The organism is Acinetobacter sp. LipI_23, assembly GCF_058243045.1.
Window position 1 is genome coordinate 1,200,001 of record NZ_JBZAYJ010000001.1, and the last position, 15,575, is coordinate 1,215,575.

15 protein-coding genes are annotated in these 15,575 nt (G+C 40.4%); 9 read left to right on the forward strand and 6 right to left on the reverse strand.

The window, feature by feature from the left end; genetic code table 11:
• Positions 1-187: 187 nt before the first annotated feature.
• Positions 188-328: a hypothetical protein gene (locus AC4CVD_RS05870; RefSeq protein ID WP_004693924.1), complete on the reverse strand. Its 141-nt coding sequence runs from the start codon at positions 326-328 to the stop codon at positions 188-190.
• A gap of 131 nt (positions 329-459) precedes the next feature.
• On the opposite strand from AC4CVD_RS05870, the gene AC4CVD_RS05875 reads away from it, so the two are divergent.
• Positions 460-1,550 (forward strand): IS4-like element ISAba1 family transposase gene (locus AC4CVD_RS05875; RefSeq protein WP_100607965.1). Its coding sequence is split into 2 segments (ribosomal slippage): positions 460-1,000 and positions 1,000-1,550, totalling 1,092 coding nucleotides; the frame shifts between segments, so codons are not numbered across the junction.
• Positions 1,551-1,937: 387 nt separating this feature from the next.
• Here the strand turns inward: AC4CVD_RS05875 and AC4CVD_RS05880 are convergent.
• Positions 1,938-2,870 carry a hypothetical protein gene (locus AC4CVD_RS05880; protein ID WP_281963417.1) on the reverse strand — a complete coding sequence of 311 codons (933 nt, stop codon included), beginning with the start codon at positions 2,868-2,870 and terminating at the stop codon, positions 1,938-1,940.
• A gap of 266 nt (positions 2,871-3,136) precedes the next feature.
• Between AC4CVD_RS05880 and AC4CVD_RS05885 the strand changes: the two genes are divergently transcribed.
• Positions 3,137-3,607 carry a YaiI/YqxD family protein gene (locus tag AC4CVD_RS05885; protein WP_004693920.1) on the forward strand — a complete coding sequence of 157 codons (471 nt, stop codon included), beginning with the start codon at positions 3,137-3,139 and terminating at the stop codon, positions 3,605-3,607.
• Between the two features lie 13 nt (positions 3,608-3,620).
• Positions 3,621-4,532 carry a DMT family transporter gene (locus AC4CVD_RS05890; protein ID WP_490752407.1) on the forward strand — a complete coding sequence of 304 codons (912 nt, stop codon included), beginning with the start codon at positions 3,621-3,623 and terminating at the stop codon, positions 4,530-4,532.
• A gap of 15 nt (positions 4,533-4,547) precedes the next feature.
• Here the strand turns inward: AC4CVD_RS05890 and AC4CVD_RS05895 are convergent, their stop codons facing one another.
• Positions 4,548-5,117, reverse strand: a complete 570-nt coding sequence (locus tag AC4CVD_RS05895) for a PilZ domain-containing protein (protein ID WP_004693916.1) — start codon at positions 5,115-5,117, stop codon at positions 4,548-4,550.
• A 24-nt stretch (positions 5,118-5,141) separates the two neighbouring features.
• Here AC4CVD_RS05895 and AC4CVD_RS05900 point away from each other — a divergent pair, with 24 nt between their 5' ends.
• The 3 genes from AC4CVD_RS05900 to AC4CVD_RS05910 all read left to right on the forward strand — a co-directional run bounded on the left by AC4CVD_RS05900 (position 5,142) and on the right by AC4CVD_RS05910 (position 9,626).
• The gene (locus tag AC4CVD_RS05900; RefSeq protein WP_004980646.1) at positions 5,142-6,377 is read left to right on the forward strand and encodes a lipoprotein-releasing ABC transporter permease subunit; all 1,236 of its coding nucleotides are present in this window, start codon (positions 5,142-5,144) and stop codon (positions 6,375-6,377) included.
• Positions 6,370-7,053, forward strand: coding sequence for a lipoprotein-releasing ABC transporter ATP-binding protein LolD (lolD, locus tag AC4CVD_RS05905; protein WP_490752409.1), 684 nt, complete (start codon positions 6,370-6,372; stop codon positions 7,051-7,053). The genes AC4CVD_RS05900 and lolD overlap by 8 nt, the downstream gene beginning before the upstream one ends.
• Positions 7,054-7,154: 101 nt before the next feature.
• Positions 7,155-9,626, forward strand: coding sequence for a DNA internalization-related competence protein ComEC/Rec2 (locus tag AC4CVD_RS05910; RefSeq protein WP_490752410.1), 2,472 nt, complete (start codon positions 7,155-7,157; stop codon positions 9,624-9,626).
• On the opposite strand, the gene AC4CVD_RS05915 is transcribed toward AC4CVD_RS05910, so the two are convergent.
• Complete coding sequence (locus tag AC4CVD_RS05915) at positions 9,526-10,515, reverse strand: lysophospholipid acyltransferase family protein (protein WP_490752412.1); 990 nt, start codon at positions 10,513-10,515, stop codon at positions 9,526-9,528. The genes AC4CVD_RS05910 and AC4CVD_RS05915 overlap by 101 nt on opposite strands.
• Positions 10,516-10,642: 127 nt before the next feature.
• On the opposite strand from AC4CVD_RS05915, the gene sppA reads away from it, so the two are divergent.
• Complete coding sequence (gene sppA / locus AC4CVD_RS05920) at positions 10,643-11,662, forward strand: signal peptide peptidase SppA (RefSeq protein ID WP_039889714.1); 1,020 nt, start codon at positions 10,643-10,645, stop codon at positions 11,660-11,662.
• Positions 11,659-12,459, forward strand: a complete 801-nt coding sequence (locus AC4CVD_RS05925; protein ID WP_490752413.1) for an alpha/beta fold hydrolase — start codon at positions 11,659-11,661, stop codon at positions 12,457-12,459. The genes sppA and AC4CVD_RS05925 overlap by 4 nt, the downstream gene beginning before the upstream one ends.
• Positions 12,460-12,512: 53 nt before the next feature.
• Here the strand turns inward: AC4CVD_RS05925 and purN are convergent, their stop codons facing one another.
• On the reverse strand, positions 12,513-13,142 hold the full coding sequence (gene purN / locus AC4CVD_RS05930) for a phosphoribosylglycinamide formyltransferase (RefSeq protein ID WP_490752415.1): 630 nt from the start codon (positions 13,140-13,142) through the stop codon (positions 12,513-12,515).
• A gap of 5 nt (positions 13,143-13,147) precedes the next feature.
• A complete protein-coding gene (purM, locus tag AC4CVD_RS05935; RefSeq protein WP_490752417.1) occupies positions 13,148-14,218 on the reverse strand; it encodes a phosphoribosylformylglycinamidine cyclo-ligase in 1,071 nt (356 codons plus the stop codon).
• 132 nt (positions 14,219-14,350) lie between these two features.
• Here purM and cxpE point away from each other — a divergent pair, with 132 nt between their 5' ends.
• The gene (gene cxpE / locus AC4CVD_RS05940; RefSeq protein WP_279670325.1) at positions 14,351-15,571 is read left to right on the forward strand and encodes a chloramphenicol efflux transporter CxpE; all 1,221 of its coding nucleotides are present in this window, start codon (positions 14,351-14,353) and stop codon (positions 15,569-15,571) included.
• Positions 15,572-15,575 lie beyond the last annotated feature (4 nt).

Genomic DNA, 15,575 nt, shown 5'->3' on the forward strand with positions numbered 1-15,575 from the left:
AGGTGAGTGTGACAAGTAAGGGGGGAGGGAGCAACTTTGCTTATGAGATACAGTAATTTTGTGGATGCCATGTTTCTTAGCGTAGGACATGGAAAGAATGATCCAGTGATACGGCATAGCAGATATTTTTAGACATAAAAAAACCAACAAAGTTGGCTTTTTGAATTGGGCTGCGACGTGAAATCAGTTACAGGATGAACTGATGTAAGAAGTAGGCAGAAATCATCATGCCTAACACAAAAAACATGCACGAATAAGCGTCAAGCTGATAACGCTTTTCTAATTGATGTTCAACATGCTGTATATTTTCTTCTTGCATAATTTTCATGGAAGTTTTTATTCCGATTTAATTATCGTTAAAATCCTATTGCATGCTTGTATTTTTAACCTCTGTACACGACAAAAATAGATAACTCATTGAAATAATGTCACAATAATTGTTTTCTAACGACGAATACTATGATACATCTCAATGAGTTATATCTTATCTTAAACAAATCTCTAAAATGGAACAAGTCACATTTAAAGTGCTTTGCGCTCATCATGCTTGTGATTATTTTAAAGCAAACATGTAATCTTTCTTCTGCATCTAAAGCCTTGCCCATCAAGTGCTTACCACAATCATTTTATCGACGTATGCAGCGCTTCTTTGCAGGTCAGTATTTTGATTATCGTCAAATTTCTCAGTTGATTTTCAATATGTTTTCATTCGACCAAGTGCAACTGACTTTAGATAGAACCAATTGGAAATGGGGAAAACGAAATATTAATATCCTGATGCTCGCAATCGTTTATCGTGGAATAGCGATACCTATCCTTTGGACATTGCTTAATAAACGTGGAAATTCAGATACGAAAGAGCGCATTGCTTTGATTCAACGCTTTATAGCCATTTTTGGTAAAGACCGTATTGTGAATGTGTTCGCAGACAGAGAGTTTATCGGTGAGCAGTGGTTTACATGGTTAATTGAACAAGACATCAACTTCTGCATTCGTGTTAAAAAAACTTCATTGTCACCAATCATTTAGGAAAGAATCATAAAATTAGTGATTTATTTCGCCATCTTAAAGTTGGTCAAATTGAATGTCGTAAACGACGGATTTTGGTTGGTCGGGTGAAACTATATATAAGTGCACTACAGTTAGAAAATGGAGAGCTTTTACTCGTCGTTTCTCCTCAGTTTAATGCCAATGCTATTCAGGATTATGCATTACGCTGGGAAATTGAAACCTTATTCAGTTGTCTCAAAGGACGCGGGTTTAATCTTGAAAATACGCGCTTGACAGACCCTAGACGAGTGAAAAAATTGATTGCGGTGTTAGCTATAAGCTTCTGTTGGTGTTACTTAACGGGTGAATGGCAACATGATCAAAAAAAAGCGATAAAAATAAAGAAGCATGGACGACTCTCAATGAGTTTATTTCGCTATGGTTTAGACTATGTTCAAATGGCGATTCAGCGTTTAATTGGTTTTGGGAAAAAAGAAGAGTTTAAGGAAATTTTGGCAATTTTAAGAAGGCAGAATCCTGATAGGATAAGGGTTCTGTGAAATTTGTCGTGTACAGAGATTTTTAACATAAAAAAATGCTTAAATAAAGTACTAATTAAAAATAATCAGATCTCCACTATACATAATCACTTAAATATTCAAGTTTATGCTGAGTTAACCTAGAAGCCAGCAGCTACCAATAACTAACTATCTGAAAGTCAAAGAACTTAGGATTTTATTATTCATCGTTAAAATAAGATAATTGAATTTAAAACTGTGGATAAAAGTTCTTTTAAATGAATTTAAAATACTAAGAGATAATAAAATATGTGGATAAGTTTTATACAAATGAATTCAAATTAAAATAAATCGTACTGATATAAATAAAAAAGCCAACGCAGCCTATACATCGATCTAGTATAGTTTGCATTGGCTTATTTTTATAAATTATTGATTTAATGCATAAATATTGGCTTGAATCCAAATATTGCCGCGAATGTATTGTCCAATATTAAAGTTGGCGTACTCTGGATTTTTAGTAGCAATACGAATCAGTGTCGCAGGTTGGTTGTCTTCATGAATCAAGGCAACATCAAGCAGAGAGTAGTCTTGTTCCATAAATTGCATGCTGGTTTTGCCAACAATATTCCCTTGGAACCATGCTTCATCTTCCTGACCGATCTTTTCGCCATACAAATAAGCGACCATTTTTGAAAAATCGACAGTCACAGGTTCTTTGTCATCATCCGACTTTGGTTCCCATGCATCAATCTGTTCTTGCAGGTTTGCAGGAGCAATGCCGTTGTTTGCTGCCAAAATATCGTTCAAGGCACGATGATGTTTAATCGATGCAGGGTCATCAACTACCAGTTGCTCGTGTTCTGCGACCGCTTCTAGTTCATATGCCCATGCATTGAGATGTGCAATATAGGTTTGGTCTTTTTGGTATTGAGCATGATTAACGCTATATAAGCTGTCATAAGCGTAGACGATGCTGTTATTGCCTAAGTTTAAGCGTAAAACGGCTTGTGTGTTGGATTGACCTCGAATGATGCGTTCAACCACAGCAGACACTTTATAGGGGCTATTAAAACTTGGAAATGCAGTTTTAACGGCCTTGGGTTTATTGTCTTCAACCGCGATGACTTGAGTCAGTTGAACAGCCGCTTGACTTGGGCCTTGAATGAGCCAACAACCCGCATCCATATCTTGTTCAGTCTGGCATAAACCCATCGGCATGATTGGTGCATTTAAAGCTAAACCTAACCATTTAGGGACATCTTGTGCAGGGTTATCGGTGAGTAAATTCCAATGCTCGACGTGGCTACCAAAGTTTTGGTCATCAATGGTGATTATTTCTGGACTATTTTGATTGTTCATATGCACGATTGAATGAGGTTATATATCCCTATTAAATCGAGGGTTATTTCTATATTTCAAGTCCTATATTTTATTTTTACTGGAAAATCATCAAAAAAGACTAAAGCCTTACTTTATTTGATAGACAAAATAGTAAAAGCATTTCCTTGTGATACTTATAAAGTATGACACAAGCTTTGTATTAGGGATTTTGAGCGGTTTTATCTATTATGCTCAAGCACTGAGTTTGTTAGACTAAGGTAGTTTCTTTTGTTTATGGATGTGCAGTGCTGCCATTTAAACTCTGGGTCGATGCAGATGCATTGCCTAAAATTTTACGTGAAGTGATTTTACGTGCTTCTGATCGTTATCAGCTTGAAGTGACCTTTGTGGCCAATCAAAATGTAGGGATTACGCCTTCCGTTCGCATTAATTCAATTCAAGTGATGAGTGGGGCGGATGCCGCGGATAAAGAAATCATCGAACGCATGAAAGAGAATGATATTGTGATGACACAAGACATTCCGCTGGCGGCGCAGGTGATTGAAAAGGGTGGAATCGCAATTCATCCACGTGGTGAAATCTATACTACAGCCAATGTCAAAGCGCGCCTACATTTACGTGATTTTATGGATTCATTACGTGGAGCAGGAGTAAACACGGGTGGCCCACCGCCTATTTCTGAACGTGATAAACGAGAATTTTCTAGTTCTTTAGACCAAACCATTCAAAAGCAAAAACGCAAAACCGCCATTTAGCATCGAGCTGATTATGTCTTCTAAAGCCAATCTGATGGCAACCTATGGATTATTGGTTTTTATTTGGTCCACAACGCCTTTAGCGATTGTGTGGAGTGTGACCGATTTACATATGCTGTGGGCGTTGGTATTACGTTTTTTCATTGCTTTGCCTTTGGCGATTTGTTTGTTATTGGTTTTAAAGCGACATTTCCCCACCGATAAAGTCGCTTGGCATAGCTATTTGGCTGGTTCTTTTAGCTTGATTGGCTCACAGTTTTTTACCTATGTTGCCACCAACTATATTAGTTCAGGCATGATTGCATTGATGTTTGGCTTAGCACCGATTATGGCAGGGCTGATTGGACGTTTTTACTTTAAGACCTATTTGAGTGCGATGCAGTGGCTTGGGATGTGTATTGCACTGCTGGGGCTTGCGATAATTTGCCTTGCAGGTACAGAACAGCATGTCCATCCGTTTGGGATTGGACTGATGTTACTTAGTGTATTTTCTTATGCAGCCTCTATTTTCTGGGTGAAAAAAGTCAATGCGAATATTGAACCCGTTGCACAAGCGACAGGTTCAATTTTGGTGTCGACATTGGCGGCTATATGTATTGTGCCTTTTATTTGGGAGCATGCACCGCAGCAAATTCCCGATTTGAAAACTTGTTTGGCGCTGCTATATACGGTCATCATGGCGTCATTGATTGCGATGTTCTGTTATTTTAAATTGGTGCAGAAAATTCAACCCACGACTTTATCGCTGACTACCGTCATGACGCCGATGATTGCTTTATTTATAGGTGCTGTGTTGAATCAAGAAAAACTTTCGATGATGGTTATTTTGGGTGCAGTGGTTTTACTGTTAGGTTTGTTCGTTTACTTTTATAAAGATCTTCAGGCAAGTCGGAAACTTGCCCAAAAGTTAAAAAGCCAAAACTAGTCCAAGGTTCTGGCATTAATGATCTTCGACCGTCAAAGAAATACAGTCGGCCAATTTGACACGATCTTGCGGGTGCAAGGTAATAAAGTATGCTCCAGTACGGCACTTGCCATTTTCCTCTTCATTGCTGTACACCACTTGTGCAATCGCGGCAATATGGAAGAAGTTTTCAGGGTGGCTCAAGGTTAAGTGGATATAGGTGCCATCTTGAATTTGTTTTTCGCTATAGAAACTCAAACCACTTTCAGAAAAATTCACATGTTCAGGCGTAGGTAACATGGTTTGTACAATTGTGTCGTACAAAGAACCCGTGATCAGGTTTAATTTCTGGTTAAATAGGGATAAGATTCGAGCAATTTGTTGATCTTTTTCAGATAATTGTTCTAATTCGTAGTTTAGTGCATGATCAAATTGATCTAATTCTGCGAGTAGTAGAAAATAGCGCGGTAAAACAAAATTAGGATCGTAAGGGTCATTCAGGGCAACATCATCAGAAATGATCTGATAGTTAATTCTCAAGGCCGCATCGATTCGTGACATCACACGACGTTCTGTTTGAACGTTTTGATGCTGTAAATTTTCCATAATTATGACCTCGGACTAGATGGTATGTTTAAACCAATCTCGCTGTATATAGGGTTGAGATATACTCGCGCACGGCGTAGCAACCACTTTATTTCTTTTATTGCACTGGTTTCGATGATCGGTCTAACACTGGGTGTGGCTGTACTTATTACAGTCTTATCTGTAATGAATGGTTTCGACCGAGAGTTGAAAACACGTGTACTTGGAATGATACCTCAAGCCACTGTTTCTTCAACACAAATTTTAACAGATTGGCCTGAACTTGCAAAAAAAATTGAGACAAAGGAACACGTCACAGGCGTAGCACCGTTTACTCAATTGCAGGGGATGCTTACGGCACAAGGCCAAGTGGCTGGAATTATGGTCACGGGGATCGAACCTCAATATGAAAAAAAGGTTTCGATTATCCAAGACCACATGGTTGAAGGCGGTATTGATAACTTAAAAAAAGGTGAGTTTGGTATTGTTTTAGGCAAACAAATGACCGATGCCTTAGGTTTAGGTTTAAATGATAGTGTGACTTTGGTTTTACCGGAGGCAACACCTTCACCTGCGGGTGTAGTGCCGCGTTTTAAACGTTTCAAAATTGTGGGCATTTTCAGCATTGGTGCTGAGGTCGATTCGATGATGGGCTACATTGCCTTAAATGATGCATCAACTTTGTTACGTCTACCTGATGGTGCACAAGGCATTCGCTTGAAATTGGATGATATTTTTGCAGCACCTAAAGTGGCTGATGAAATTGTGATGGATCTGCCAAGTGGTTTTTATGCCTCGAATTGGACCTATACTCACGGCAATTTGTTTAGTGCGATCCAAATGGAAAAAGCCATGGTGAGCTTATTACTCTTCCTGATTGTCTTGGTGGCTGCATTTAATATTGTGTCGTCCTTGGTAATGGTAGTGACCGATAAAAAATCGGATATTGCCATATTACGTACCCTTGGCGCTTCACCTGCAACCATTACCCGTATTTTTATGGTTCAGGGCACGATTATTGGTGTGATTGGTACGGTATCGGGTGCGATTCTCGGCATTGTTTTTGCCTCTGGAATTAGTGGTTTTGTAGGTTGGTTAAACAATGTGATGGGACTTCATTTGTTTGATGCCTACTTTATCAATTACCTACCTTCGTACTTAAGATGGCAAGATGTATTAACCATTGTGTCACTGTCTTTAGTTTTAAGTTTCCTTGCAACAATTTATCCTGCAATGCGTGCTGCAAAAATCCAACCTGCGGAGGCATTACGTTATGAGTAAAATTGTTTTAGAAGCACAAAATATTGAAAAACATTTTACCGATGGTAAGTCGACTGTTGAGGTGATTAAAGGCCTCTCTCTACAAGTCAAAGCAGGTGAATTCGTCTCGATTGTGGGGTCGAGTGGTTCGGGAAAAAGTACTTTGTTGCATGTCTTGGGCGGTTTAGACCGTCCGAGTTCTGGGCAGGTTTTTTTGCAGGGTAGTCGTTTTGACAGTTTAAATGAAGCTGAACGTGGTTATTTACGTAATCAACACTTAGGTTTTGTTTACCAGTTCCATCATCTGTTGCTTGAGTTTACCGCTTTGGAAAATGTGGCAATGCCACTGATGTTACGTCAAAGTACTAACTTTAAAGATGTACAAAAGCAAGCCGAATATTTACTCGAACGTGTCGGATTGACGCATCGTTTAACCCATAAACCAGGTGAGCTTTCAGGTGGGGAACGGCAACGTGTTGCATTAGCGCGTGCATTGGTGGCCAAGCCTGCGTTGATGATGGCAGATGAACCGACAGGCAACCTAGATCGTAAAACAGCAAGTAAAATTTTTGAGCTGCTGATGGATTTACGTCAGGAGTTCAATATGGCGATGTTGATCGTGACACATGATGAACAACTGGCTCAGTCCGCCGATTCTATTTTGCATATGCAAGATGGTCTTTGGGTCAATGATTAGGCTGAGTACCGATAAAAATATGAGATAAAGCCACTATCTATTGAAGCCCACCTCGGTGGGCTTTATTATGGCACCAATAAAAAAAATAACTGAATAAAAGAATGAAGCTTTTATATGCTGCTGCTTGGATTGTAGGAATTGCATTGATGGGGCAGACCGTTCCCATTCTAAATCACCTTTTTTATCCAGCGCTGATTTTGGTCATCGTCCTTTTGCCTTTACAGCTTTTTCTCTTTCAGCACAAACACGCCTTTATTTTGCAGTTTATAGGTGGACTGATTTATTCCATGTTGTTTTTAACTGCGGGATATCATTATGCACAATCAGCTTTGCAACAGCGTCTAGCCTATAAAGAAACAAAAGTTGAAGATGCTGAAGTCATTGTTTATATAGAAAAAATTAACCAACTGGGTGCTGAGACTATTCAGCAAGAAATACAGGTCTTGAACCGACATGTGAAACCAGTGCAATGGTTGAGTTTTCAAAAAAGGATCTCGGATGAGCAAGAGGTCTTGGAACTTGGGAAATACTACCGACTGACAGGGGAAATACGTCCTGCACATAGTTATTCGGTGCAAGGTGTATTCGATGTTGAGCAGTGGTATCTGCAACGTAATCTTATGTCGGGTTTTAAACTCAAGCACATACAACCCTTGTCTGAATCAGAAATTTCTGCATTAGGCTATACTAATTATTTAAGAAAACAGCAGGGCATACTCAATAAAATTCAACTGGGTATAGAACAACAGCGATTAAATATTCGTTATTTTATTTATAACCAGCCTTTAAGTCATAAGGGTCTAATTCTAGCGCTCCTGACTGGGGATGAAAGTTTCTTAGATAAGGAGACGACAGCACTTTTTCAACGCTTTGGCATTAGCCATTTATTAGCAATTTCTGGGCCACATGTGCTGATCTTTGCCGTGATGCTGTGTTGGCTGTTACAGAAGGTGCTGAATCGTTATTGGCCACAGATTTTTCTAAAAATCCCACGGCCTTATGCATTGTTACTGCCATTTTGTTGCTGCGTATTGCTGTATTGTGCCTTTGTTGGTTTTGAAATTCCTGCACTTCGTACTTTACTCAGTTGTTTCTGTTTAAGTGTGTTGATTTGGCTCAGACAGAAAATTTCAGCTTTGACGTTACTCTTATTGAGTGCATCACTTCTTTTACTGTTTGATCCTTTTTCAATTCTATCAGCGGCCTTTTGGTTGTCCTATGGTGCGTGCTTTGTGCTTTTACGCATTTATCAAACCACTATTCGGCTGGATTTGACTCGCCCGCAGTCTTGGCAGAAAAAATTCGTTTTTAGCTTAAAACTTTTGGTTGAGTCGCAGTGGAAAATATTTGTGGCTCTGATGCCTTTGGTGATTATTTTCTTCAAGCAAGTCTCATGGATGAGTCCAATCAGTAACCTTGTCGCTATTCCACTGATCAGTTTGTTGGTTGTACCACTAGAGGTTTTGGCAGCATTAACTTTTTATCTTTTCGAACCGCTGAGCAGCCTTTTGTTTCAGTTGGCGGATTGGGTGCTGGTATTTTTATTGGGCATACTCAATGTACTGGATGCACTACTACCGATTAAGTTATATCCAATTGCACTCAATACTTGGCAAGTCATTTTACTGATTTTGCTTTTAATCATTGTTTTTATGCCCAAACCCAGCCTCCCTAAATCATGGCTGGTGCTAGGTTTGATTCCTTTGTTGGGGTTCAGTAGCCAAAACCGTCCTTTTGAGTTAATCGTACTGGATGTAGGTCAGGGACAAGCCGTGTATATGCAGCATGGTCAACAGTATGCCATGATTGATGTTGGTGGCTCCTATGATGAATCGAAGTTTAGCGTTGCTAAGCAGATTATTCAGCCATTTTTATCGAAGCAAGGCATGAGCCAATTAGATCAGCTGATACTTACACATTTGGATCAAGATCATAGTGGAAGTTATGCCACATTAAAAAATGAGTTGTCGATCAATCAAATCTATTCCAATCAGCAATTGGATGTGGCAAATAGGTCAAATTTTAACTATTGCCAACAAGGTCAGATCTGGCACTGGTCTGAACAAGTGGAAATCAAAATTTTGTCACCGAAAGCCAATCAATTGGCACAAGTGCCATATCAGCAAAATGAGCTATCTTGTGTGGTCTATATACAGGTGAAGGATGTACAGTCTTATCAGTATTTTCTGATTATGGGGGATGCGGGCTGGCAAACCGAGTTTCAATTATTGCAGGATTATCCAGACTTAAAAGTTGATGTATTGGTCTTAGGGCATCATGGCAGTCGGCATAGTTCAGCCTATGCATTTTTAAAACACTATCGACCAAAATTAGCAATTGCTTCAGCAGGTTTCAATAACCGTTATGGACATCCAAGTACAGTAACGCAAGCCCGTTTGAAAGCTTTAAACATCCCATTCTTAACAACAGCAGGACAAGGCAGTATCGGTTTTATTGCGCAGCCTACAGGGTTTATTGAACTGACGACACAACGTCAGACTCGACAGTGGTTGCAGTCGACTGAATCTGTTGTTCCATACGCAGTTGCTCTAAACGCGTCACAGCCTCATTAAAAGGGAGGTTATACAGCGTTCGAAGCTCAGGATTGGCTTTAAAGCGCTTATAGGTCCAATGATAATGCTCTGGATGACGACGAATCAGGTCTTCAATGGCTTGGTGAATGACGAAGGTGCCATCATTGGCTGTACCTTGATAAATACTTTCGCTCATTTCTTCAATGTACATATCAAAGCCATCATCATTACGAATAGCATAAAGTAATAGAGCCTTGGCTTTGGTTTTTTGAATCAGTTTGGCGCTCAGGTTGCTTGAAGCTAAAGGAAAGCCAAAATAAGGAATCATTTCACCGCCTTGTTTTGGGGTGTGATCAGGCAGAATTACGGTCGTTCCTCCTTGTTTGAGCGCCTTAAAAATTTGGCGTACCCCTGATTCATCGGTTGGTACAAGGTGAGCGCCTTCACGACTGCGCGCCTCACGAACAAATAAGTCAGCACCAGGATCCTTGACCGGTTTATACATAATGGTCATTTCAGTAAATTGGGCGACATAACTATTCATAATTTCCCAAGTCCCAAAATGAGGTACGATTAAGACTAAACCTTTCTGAGCAGCAAGCGCCTCATGTAGCAAATGTTCGCCATGTACTTTTTGGACGCGTTCAATATTTTTTTGGTTGCTTGAACCCCAAATACTAAAAAACTCAAAATAGGTGGTCAGTTCATTACGCACTGCTTGTTTCGCAATCATTTCACGTCGCTCATCACTCAGCTCAGGCAGTGCAATTTTTAAGTTGAGTCTGAGGGCATCATTGTTTTTACTGATTTTTAAAAGATTGACTAAGCCTGCTAAACCCTTAGCAAAAAAACGTGCAAATTTAATAGGTTGTTTGCTTACAAAACGCAGTAAACGATAAGTCGAGTTTTGCTCTTGTACTTTAGTCATTCTTTAGAGTCAATGGTGCATGTGGATAAAAACATAAAATATTATAGGCTAAAATAAACTGTTTCGACAGTTTTCTACAAATCAGTGTATATAATGAGGGCAATTTTATTCAAGTTTGGATTGTTATATGTCCGATTGGCCACCAAAACCAGAAAATGAAACGCCGAAACAACAGCCTGTACATGAACAACCGACAGGAAACGAATGGAAACTTTTAGAGAAAGCAGTTTTAGCTTCCGTCGAGGAACAACGTCGTGCACGTCGTTGGGGCATTTTTTTCAAATGTCTAACTTTTGCCTATCTTTTGTTTATTCTATTTGCCATGACCAAGAGCTGTTCGACCAGTAGTACGGATGCAACAGCATCTAAACACATAGCTGTAGTTGATATTGTTGGTACCATTGCCGCTGATGAGCAAAGCGTAAACAGTGATGACACGATTAAGTCATTAAAGAAAGCTTTTGAAAATAAACAAAGCCAAGCGGTGGTGCTCAATATTAATTCACCGGGTGGTTCTCCGGTTCAGTCGGATGAAATCTGGCAAGAAATTCAATATTTGAAAAAAACGCATAGCGATAAAAAATTGTATGCGGTGATTGGTGATACAGGTGCATCAGGTGCTTACTATATCGCATCTGCTGCCGACGAAATCTTGGTGAATCCTTCGAGCTTAGTGGGCTCAATCGGTGTGATTATGCCGAACTATGGCGTGAATGGCCTCATGCAAAAACTAGGTGTTGAAGACCGCACCATGACCTCTGGTCAAAACAAAGCTTTATTGTCAATGACACAACCCGTTAACCCTGCACAGCGTGCACATGTTCAAGGTGTACTTGATAATGTACATGAGCATTTTATTAATGCTGTGAAACAAGGTCGTGGCAAAAAGTTAAAGTCGAACGATCCTGCACTTTTCTCAGGTCTTTTCTGGACGGGGGATCAGGCGGTCAAACTGGGTATTGCGGACCGTATCGGTAATTTACATACTTTAAAACGTGAACTAAATACCGATAAAGCGATGGATTATACGGTGGTACATAGCCCACTAGATGCTGTATTAGGCCGTTTAGGTACATCGATGGGAGCTGGTTTTGCATCTTCACTTTCAAATCAAATGCAATCTGAACAGACTACGAAACTCCAATGAAACCTTTAATTCATTTTGCGCACGCCAATGGCGTGCCTTCTAAGGTCTATCAGAAATTATTTGATTTACTGTCAGATCAGTATGATGTGATCTATGTCCCTTTATTAGGGCCAGATAAAAACTACCCGATTGATAACCATTGGAAAAGCTTAACTCAGCAAGTGATTGACAGTATTGTTCGTCAGGCACAGGGTCGTAAAGTGATTGGTTTGGGACATTCATTAGGATCAGTGCTAACGTTTCAGGCGGCGTTACAGCGTCCTGATTTATTTGAACAAGTCATCATGATGGACCCGCCTTTGATCATGGGCAAAGCCTCATTTGCATTACACTTTGCGAAAATGTTGAAGTTAAAAATGGTTGATACCATGTCACCAGCAGCGCTATCTTTACGGCGTCGTGACCATTGGGAAAGCCGTGAGCAAGCAGCTGAACTTTTACGTCCAAAAGGTTTTTATAAAGACTTTGATTCAGACTGTTTTCAAGCTTATATTGACTATGCTTTAACGGAAGATCGTGTCCGTGGTGGTGTTGAACTTGCGATTGCAAAAATGGATGAAGTTCAAATCTTCAGGACCAATCCTTCTTTATGGTGGCTACCTCAGGGCAAACCACAAGTGCCAATGCATTTGCTGATTGCTGAAAAAGGTCCTTTTATTGGTCCAGGGTTTCCACAAATAGTGAAGAAGAAATTTGGCATTCCTTATCAAATCGTTGAGGGAAGCCATATGTTTCCTTTAGAGCGACCAGAAGAAACGGTTACTCTGATTAAGACGCTGATTCAAGAAAGTGTTTAATCGTACTTTTTAGCAACCATAAAAAAACGCCTCCTTGGAGGCGTTTTCTATTTTCAAAATTTGCAAAACTGAATTGGCTCGTGCATCAAGGTGTCGCGGTACAGAACACCTTGGTCTGTTTGCTGAATCGTTTGTGTACAAATCCACTCTACTACTTGCGGGTAGATGATATGCTCAAGCATATGTACACGCTGAGCCAAACTGTTCACATCATCATGTGAACTGACTTTCAGTACACCTTGTGCTAAAGCTTGACCTGCATCGAGTTCAGCCGTCACATAGTGCACGGTACAGCCATGCAGTTGATCGCCAGTATTCAGGACGCGCTGATGAGTATGCATACCTTTGTAATGCGGTAGAAGAGAAGGGTGAATGTTGATCATTTTCCCTTCCCAAGCACTGACAAATTTCGCACTTAAAATACGCATAAAGCCAGCAAGAACCACCAAGTCCACATCCCAATCGAGTAACTGTTGATGCATGACATCATCAAAAGCTTCACGATGAGGATACTGTTTGTGTTCAATGACCGCTGTCGCAATACCTGCATTTTCAGCACGCTGTAGCGCATAGGCTTCAGGTTTGTTGGAAATCACACCCACAATTTGCCCTGACAGATTGGCATCAATCAAGGCTTGAAGGTTTGATCCACTTCCTGAAACCAGAACAGCAATTTTAATCATATGACTTAAGCGAATGTCACGCGGATTTTTTCGTCTGCGCCTTCAACTGACTCAGCATTGTCGGCGATATGTCCCATAGTGAAAGCTTTTTCACCAAGGCTATTGAGTCGTTCAACTGTTTGGTCAGCATCAGCAGCATCAACAACTAAGACCATGCCTACGCCACAGTTGAATGTGCGATACATTTCAAACTGTTCAACACCACCTTCACGTTGAAGAAGTTTAAACAATTCTGGCCATTCCCAAGATGCTTCATTCACAACAGCTTGAGCACCATTCGGCAATACGCGTGGTAAGTTACCTGGTAAACCACCACCAGTAATGTGCGCCATTGCGTGTACATCAACTTCTTTTAAAAGTTGAAGAATAGGCTTCACGTAAATACGTGTTGGTTCCATTGCAACATCAGCAAGTGGACGACCATCAACGATTTGCGTCAAGTCAACGTTTTTCACGTCTAAAATTTTACGAAGTAGAGAGTAACCGTTTGAGTGAGCACCACTTGATGCAACACCAATTAAAACGTCGCCCGCTTTGACTTTAGAGCCGTCAATAATTTTGCTTTGCTCAACTACGCCTACACAGAAACCTGCCAAGTCGTAATCTTCGCCTTCATACATGCCAGGCATTTCGGCAGTTTCACCACCAACCAGTGCGCAACCAGCAAGTTCACAGCCTGTACCGATACCCGTAACTACGTTTGCAGCTACATCTACATTAAGATGGCCAGTTGCATAGTAGTCAAGGAAGAATAATGGCTCAGCGCCACATACAAGAAGATCGTTTACACACATTGCAACCAAGTCTTGACCAATCGTGTCATGACGGTTCAAATTCAATGCTAAACGTAATTTTGTACCAACACCGTCTGTGCCAGATACGAGAACAGGTTCTTCATAACCTTTAGGGATTTTACAAAGTGCACCGAAGCCACCTAATCCGCCCATTACTTCAGGACGAGTAGTACGCTTCGCGACAGATTTGATACGATCGACTAACGCGTCGCCCGCTTCAATGTCGACACCTGCATCTTTGTAGCTTAAACCAGTGTTTGGGGTAGAAGTTGAGTTGCTCATAATGAAGTCTCCGCATTCGCGGGGCGATTATACCTGAATATACGAAACACATATGTTATTTCTGCGCTAAAATGTTATCTTTACTAAAATATTTTTCTCAATAACGATTAAATCTGAAAAAGGCGAGATTGCATGCAAGATCGTACACTTAAACGTATTTTTATTTTGGCAGGAATCGCGCTCATACTCTGGGTGTTGTATCTACTTAAGCCTGTTGTTTTACCTTTTGTTGGTGCATTTTTAGTCGCTTATCTATTTAGCCCACTGGTCGATAAACTGCATAAAATTGGCTTACCACGTTGGTTATCTATTAGTGCTGTTTTTATCGGTATTGGCGTTGTCATTACGTTGGCATTTTGGTATTTGGTTCCACTGGTGTGGGAACAGCTGATGTATGCGAAGAACAGCATTCCTTCAGGTATACATTGGGCGAATTATAAATTCCTGCCTTGGTTATCTGACAGTTTTAATTTGGTCCCAATGGAATTGGATGTTGACCAGATTTCAGCTGCGATTATGGAATATGTACAGACCAATTATAGTGCTGACAGTATTCAGGCCATGATTGCCAAATTGGCTCAATCTGGACTGAACTTTATTCAGATTGGTGGAACGGTTGTGCTGATCCCGATTATTGCATTCTATTTCTTATTGGATTGGGATCGCATGCTGGACAGTTTTCGTCGTCTTATTCCACGGCGACATGAAGAACAGACTTTAGTCATTGTTAAAGAATGTCATAGTGTACTCGGTGCATTTGTCAAAGGTCAGTTCTTGGTCATGGTGCTCTTGGGCGTGGTCTATGCAATGGGCTTACAGTTGATTGGACTTGAAGTAGGTTTGATTATTGGGATGGTGGCTGGATTATGCAGTATCATTCCGTACTTAGGTTTTGCTGTCGGGATTATTGCCGCAGTGATTGCAAGTTTGTTCCAGTTTGGTATTGATTGGATGCAATTACTCTTGGTTGGCGTGGTCTTTATGATTGGTCAGGCAGTGGAAGGCTATATCCTACAACCGTTCTTGTTGGGCGATAAAATTGGCTTGTCTCCAGTTGCTGTAGTATTTGCGGTACTGGCTGGTGCACAATTGGGCGGTATTTTAGGCATGTTGATTGCGTTGCCTGTGGCTGCCGTGATTGTGGTCTTATTAAGGCATGCACGTGAGTTTTATGAAAATAGTCCAATGTATAGTACCCCTACTTTTGTTGTGCAAGATTCATCCGCGAGTTCAATTACGATTGAAACTGATCAGGTCGATGTCGATATTGAACTAAAAAATCAAGCGGTAAAAGCTCAGCAAGCATCTGAAAATTCAAGTAAGATTGATCAGATAGACCATAAAGAACTTTAGGATA

Excerpts from the sequence above, each read along its gene's own strand:
- AC4CVD_RS05870 (WP_004693924.1), bottom strand. The coding sequence starts at position 328 with ATGAAAATTATGCAAGAAGAAAATATACAGCATGTTGAACATCAATTA.
- AC4CVD_RS05880 (WP_281963417.1), bottom strand. The coding sequence starts at position 2,870 with ATGAACAATCAAAATAGTCCAGAAATAATCACCATTGATGACCAAAAC.
- AC4CVD_RS05890 (WP_490752407.1), top strand. The coding sequence starts at position 3,621 with ATGTCTTCTAAAGCCAATCTGATGGCAACCTATGGATTATTGGTTTTT.
- AC4CVD_RS05895 (WP_004693916.1), bottom strand. The coding sequence starts at position 5,117 with ATGGAAAATTTACAGCATCAAAACGTTCAAACAGAACGTCGTGTGATG.
- AC4CVD_RS05900 (WP_004980646.1), top strand. The coding sequence starts at position 5,142 with ATGTTTAAACCAATCTCGCTGTATATAGGGTTGAGATATACTCGCGCA.
- lolD (WP_490752409.1), top strand. The coding sequence starts at position 6,370 with ATGAGTAAAATTGTTTTAGAAGCACAAAATATTGAAAAACATTTTACC.
- AC4CVD_RS05910 (WP_490752410.1), top strand. The coding sequence starts at position 7,155 with ATGAAGCTTTTATATGCTGCTGCTTGGATTGTAGGAATTGCATTGATG.
- AC4CVD_RS05915 (WP_490752412.1), bottom strand. The coding sequence starts at position 10,515 with ATGACTAAAGTACAAGAGCAAAACTCGACTTATCGTTTACTGCGTTTT.
- sppA (WP_039889714.1), top strand. The coding sequence starts at position 10,643 with ATGTCCGATTGGCCACCAAAACCAGAAAATGAAACGCCGAAACAACAG.
- AC4CVD_RS05925 (WP_490752413.1), top strand. The coding sequence starts at position 11,659 with ATGAAACCTTTAATTCATTTTGCGCACGCCAATGGCGTGCCTTCTAAG.
- purN (WP_490752415.1), bottom strand. The coding sequence starts at position 13,142 with ATGATTAAAATTGCTGTTCTGGTTTCAGGAAGTGGATCAAACCTTCAA.
- purM (WP_490752417.1), bottom strand. The coding sequence starts at position 14,218 with ATGAGCAACTCAACTTCTACCCCAAACACTGGTTTAAGCTACAAAGAT.
- cxpE (WP_279670325.1), top strand. The coding sequence starts at position 14,351 with ATGCAAGATCGTACACTTAAACGTATTTTTATTTTGGCAGGAATCGCG.